We start from the raw sequence: 4,068 nt of genomic DNA, 5'->3' as shown, positions 1-4,068 counted from the left end.
AAAGTGAAGCTACCATCTCAAAAACGATTTTTTGAATGGCAGAAAAACAAGCCTTATTCTAAAAAGACTAAACTTTTTAGAGCAGGATTATATAAAACAAATTACACTAAATATTATGAAGAAGAAGGGGTGTATAGATTGTCCCAATACGAAACACCATTGTTTACCGCTTTAGTTGAGCACAGTAAGCGAAATCCAATTCAATTCCATATTCCTGGTCATAAAAAAGGACAGGGCATGGATCCTACATTTCGCGAATTTATTGGGCATAATGCATTAGCAATTGATTTAATTAATATTGCGCCACTCGATGATTTACATCATCCAAAAGGTATGATTAAAGAAGCACAGGATTTAGCAGCCGCTGCATTCGGTGCAGATCATACTTTCTTTTCTATTCAAGGTACAAGTGGTGCTATTATGACAATGGTGATGAGCGTTTGCGGTCCTGGTGACAAAATCCTAGTACCACGAAACGTGCATAAGTCAGTAATGTCAGCTATTATTTTCTCAGGCGCAAAACCGATTTTCATGCATCCTGAAATCGATCCGAAGCTCGGTATTTCTCATGGAATCACAATTCAATCTGTCAAAAAAGCACTTGAAGAGCACTCAGATGCAAAGGGCTTACTTGTTATTAACCCAACGTACTTTGGGTTTGCTGCAGACTTAGAACAGATTGTACAATTAGCACATTCTTATGACATCCCTGTACTAGTCGACGAGGCTCATGGTGTTCATATTCATTTTCACGATGAATTACCCATGTCAGCGATGCAAGCTGGTGCAGATATGGCAGCAACAAGTGTTCACAAATTAGGAGGCTCTTTAACTCAAAGTTCTATTCTTAATGTGAAAGAAGGCTTAGTGAATGTAAAGCATGTCCAATCTATTATTAGCATGCTTACGACTACATCAACTTCTTACATCTTGTTAGCATCCCTTGATGTTGCGAGAAAGCGTCTTGCTACAGAAGGAACAGCACTCATAGAACAAACAATACAATTAGCTGAACATGTTCGTGATGCTATAAATTCTATTGAGCATCTTTACTGTCCCGGAAAAGAAATGTTAGGTACAGATGCTACCTTTAACTATGATCCAACAAAGATAATTGTATCTGTAAAAGATTTAGGTATTACCGGCCACCAAGCTGAAGTATGGCTTAGAGAGCAATATAACATTGAAGTAGAACTCTCAGATCTATACAACATACTATGTCTTATCACTTTGGGAGATACAGAAAGTGATACAAATACACTTATTGCAGCTTTACACGATTTAGCAGCAACATTTAGAAATAGGGCAGATAAAGGTGTTCAAATACAAGTAGAGATTCCAGAAATTCCAGTGCTAGCACTTTCTCCTCGAGATGCTTTTTATTCGGAAACAGAAGTCATTCCATTTGAAAATGCAGCGGGTCGTATTATAGCTGATTTTGTTATGGTTTATCCGCCAGGGATTCCAATCTTTACTCCGGGGGAAATTATTACACAAGAAAACTTAGAGTATATTAGGAAAAACTTAGAAGCAGGTTTACCTGTACAAGGTCCTGAAGATATGACCTTACAAACATTACGTGTTATTAAAGAGTACAAGCCTATCAGTTGATAGGCTTTTTTTTTCACCTTTTTTCCTTTTCTTCATACGATACTTAAGAATGTAACGTATAGGTGGGGATACTATTATGATTGTAATAGGCCGTTCTATTGTACATCCTTATATTACAAATGAATATGAGCCATTTGCAGCAGAGAAACAACAAATTTTATCAATAATGGCAGGAAATCAAGAAGTTTATTCCTTCCGAACAGCTGATGAACTCAGCTTTGATCTCAATTTACGAGTTAATATTATTATCTCTGCACTAGAGCTTTTTCAAAGTGGATTTCAGTTTCGCACATTTCAACAATCCTTTTGCAACCCCCAGTATTGGAAAAGAACATCCCTTGGAGGATTCGAGCTTCTTCCAAACATACCATCTTCTATTGCCATACAAGATATTTTTAAAAATGGAAAACTATATGGAACTGAATGCGCAACCGCTATGATCATTATTTTTTATAAAGCTTTACTATCATTGTATGAGGAAGAAACTTTCAATCGTCTATTTGCAAATCTTTTACTTTATACATGGGACTACGATCAAGATCTAAGGCTCATAACAAAAAACGGTGGCGATCTTGTTCCAGGTGACCTCGTTTACTTTAAAAACCCACAAGTGAATCCAGCTACGATTGAGTGGCAAGGAGAAAACACAATCTATTTAGGAAATTTCTTTTTTTACGGACATGGCGTGGGTGTAAAAACAAAAGAAGAAATTATTTATTCATTAAATGAACGAAGAGTCCCTTACGCTTTTATTTCAGCTTTCTTGACTGATACTATTACCCGTATCGATAGCCGTATAATGAGCCAATATGCTTCTTCTAGTACACCACAGACATCCATAAGCTTTATTCCAATTAGAGATGATGCAATCGTTGCAACAGTTGGTCATACAACTACAATTTATTAAAAAAGCGCCTACACATGTAGGCGCTTTTTCTTATTATTAAGCTTTTGTATGTTCTTTATGGTCACATTCGCAATGAGATCCACATTTCCCGTATAGTACTGTTGATTTTTCATCTTCAAAATGTCCAATTGTTCCTTCACATACTTGGCATACGATTGTTCCCATTTTCATTTCCCCCTGAGTTTTAATAGTAATCTATTTATTTATCATTAAGCTTTCGCATTATCTTTTCTAGCACAGTCACAATTTGTTCCACATTTTCCGTAAAGTACCGTCGTTTTCTCATCTTCAAAATGTCCGATTGTTCCTTCACATACTTGGCATACGATTGTTCCCATTTTTCATTTCCCCCTAAGTTTATGGTCCTAAAAACTTTTAGCTGTCCATTTCCTATCAATTATTGGGCTTTTGTATGCTCTGTGTGATCACATCCGCAAGATCCACATTTCCCGTAAAGTACCGTTACTTTCTCATCTTCGAAGTGTGCAATTGTACCTTCACAATCTTGACATACGATTGTTCCCATTTTTCATTTCCCCCTAAGTTTATAATCCCAAAAACTTTTTTGTAACCGCTTAACTTTCTGTCTTTATTTTAATATGTTATACTTTTTACGTCAATAGGTTTTTAGTATAACACATTAAATATTTTTAATTTAAATTAGTATGCGATATTAAAATAAAAAACAGCCATATTTATAAGTACGACTGTTTCACATTAATTATTCTTCATATTCCGCATGTAAAGAAGTTGACGGAACTAGAAATTTGAAAAACTGAGCTAACTCCTTTGCTTCCTCTTCTGATCCTAATTTAAAAATCTCCTGTATATATTGAACATTCTCTACATCATCTCGTCCGAGTAAAGTAGACCTTCCTGTTTGCATACAAACAATGAGCGGCTTTCCAAAAAACATATTTGTATAAATAACACCAAAATCATAACGTGTATCATGTGTCATAAACCCTAAAAATCGTACCTTCACACTTTCATGCTCATCATACAATTTTTCAAACATTAGTTTCCACCTTTCTACATCACGTTTCATTAATAGTATATTAAACAAAACATGTAATACTCCTTTTAATTGTCAAAAAATTCAGTAGGATGTAGAATGATAGTATTCTACTAAGCTAGGGGGAACTTATATGCAACACGCCTTTATTACGCTTGTACCGAAATCCAACCAACAATCAGTTTCAATAGATGATATAAAACAACTTTTTCATTATTATAAAACAGTTACTTCTAAAACTGGTGCCCAAATTAATTACACGTATACAAATACCGCTTTTCCTTATGAAATTTTAGATACATCTACAACAACATTAAAACTTCAATCCACTCACGACCGGTATGACTCAATTTATATTGGTGTTGGTATAGAAAATGAACAATCTTTCATCCAAGTTTCTTTACCACCTAATGCAACATTTGGTGACAAAGGGAAAGCAAATGAATTTTGCCGTTTTTTAGCGAAGAAATTAGAAGGAGAGTTACAATTATTTAATGGAAGAACAATGTATTTTTATAAACGCTAATTTAAAAAA

General features: G+C 34.9%; 7 protein-coding genes. 3 read left to right on the top strand and 4 right to left on the bottom strand.

Going from position 1 to position 4,068, the window contains the following annotated elements; all coding sequences use genetic code 11:
- Positions 1-138 precede the first annotated feature (138 nt).
- Positions 139-1,611, top strand: a complete 1,473-nt coding sequence (speA, locus tag ACQGS6_RS23935) for an arginine decarboxylase (RefSeq protein WP_000084897.1) — start codon at positions 139-141, stop codon at positions 1,609-1,611.
- A 76-nt stretch (positions 1,612-1,687) separates the two neighbouring features.
- Complete coding sequence (locus tag ACQGS6_RS23930) at positions 1,688-2,518, top strand: protein-glutamine gamma-glutamyltransferase (protein ID WP_000635342.1); 831 nt, start codon at positions 1,688-1,690, stop codon at positions 2,516-2,518.
- Between the two features lie 36 nt (positions 2,519-2,554).
- Here the strand turns inward: ACQGS6_RS23930 and ACQGS6_RS23925 are convergent, their stop codons facing one another.
- From ACQGS6_RS23925 to ACQGS6_RS23910, 4 genes are all read right to left on the bottom strand, one after another.
- Positions 2,555-2,683 carry a GapA-binding peptide SR1P gene (locus ACQGS6_RS23925; protein WP_000536796.1) on the bottom strand — a complete coding sequence of 43 codons (129 nt, stop codon included), beginning with the start codon at positions 2,681-2,683 and terminating at the stop codon, positions 2,555-2,557.
- Positions 2,684-2,727: 44 nt separating this feature from the next.
- Positions 2,728-2,856 carry a GapA-binding peptide SR1P gene (locus ACQGS6_RS23920; protein ID WP_000536803.1) on the bottom strand — a complete coding sequence of 43 codons (129 nt, stop codon included), beginning with the start codon at positions 2,854-2,856 and terminating at the stop codon, positions 2,728-2,730.
- A gap of 59 nt (positions 2,857-2,915) precedes the next feature.
- Positions 2,916-3,044 carry a GapA-binding peptide SR1P gene (locus ACQGS6_RS23915; RefSeq protein WP_000536778.1) on the bottom strand — a complete coding sequence of 43 codons (129 nt, stop codon included), beginning with the start codon at positions 3,042-3,044 and terminating at the stop codon, positions 2,916-2,918.
- Between the two features lie 195 nt (positions 3,045-3,239).
- On the bottom strand, positions 3,240-3,536 hold the full coding sequence (locus tag ACQGS6_RS23910; RefSeq protein WP_000462038.1) for a DUF3055 domain-containing protein: 297 nt from the start codon (positions 3,534-3,536) through the stop codon (positions 3,240-3,242).
- Positions 3,537-3,666: 130 nt separating this feature from the next.
- On the opposite strand from ACQGS6_RS23910, the gene ACQGS6_RS23905 reads away from it, so the two are divergent.
- Positions 3,667-4,059, top strand: coding sequence for a DUF1885 family protein (locus ACQGS6_RS23905; protein WP_001163302.1), 393 nt, complete (start codon positions 3,667-3,669; stop codon positions 4,057-4,059).
- Positions 4,060-4,068 lie beyond the last annotated feature (9 nt).

This window comes from Bacillus sp. GMs2/2, assembly GCF_050172095.1.
Taxonomy (GTDB): domain Bacteria; phylum Bacillota; class Bacilli; order Bacillales; family Bacillaceae_G; genus Bacillus_A; species Bacillus_A cereus.
The sequence above is the reverse complement of the archived record's forward strand: the minus strand, read 5'-3'. Positions and strand labels throughout refer to the sequence as shown.

Bases quoted from the DNA above. Each gene is read 5' to 3' on its own strand.
- ACQGS6_RS23930 (WP_000635342.1), top strand. From the start codon at position 1,688: ATGATTGTAATAGGCCGTTCTATTGTACATCCTTATATTACAAATGAA.
- ACQGS6_RS23925 (WP_000536796.1), bottom strand. From the start codon at position 2,683: ATGGGAACAATCGTATGCCAAGTATGTGAAGGAACAATTGGACATTTT.
- ACQGS6_RS23920 (WP_000536803.1), bottom strand. From the start codon at position 2,856: ATGGGAACAATCGTATGCCAAGTATGTGAAGGAACAATCGGACATTTT.
- ACQGS6_RS23915 (WP_000536778.1), bottom strand. From the start codon at position 3,044: ATGGGAACAATCGTATGTCAAGATTGTGAAGGTACAATTGCACACTTC.
- ACQGS6_RS23910 (WP_000462038.1), bottom strand. From the start codon at position 3,536: ATGTTTGAAAAATTGTATGATGAGCATGAAAGTGTGAAGGTACGATTT.
- ACQGS6_RS23905 (WP_001163302.1), top strand. From the start codon at position 3,667: ATGCAACACGCCTTTATTACGCTTGTACCGAAATCCAACCAACAATCA.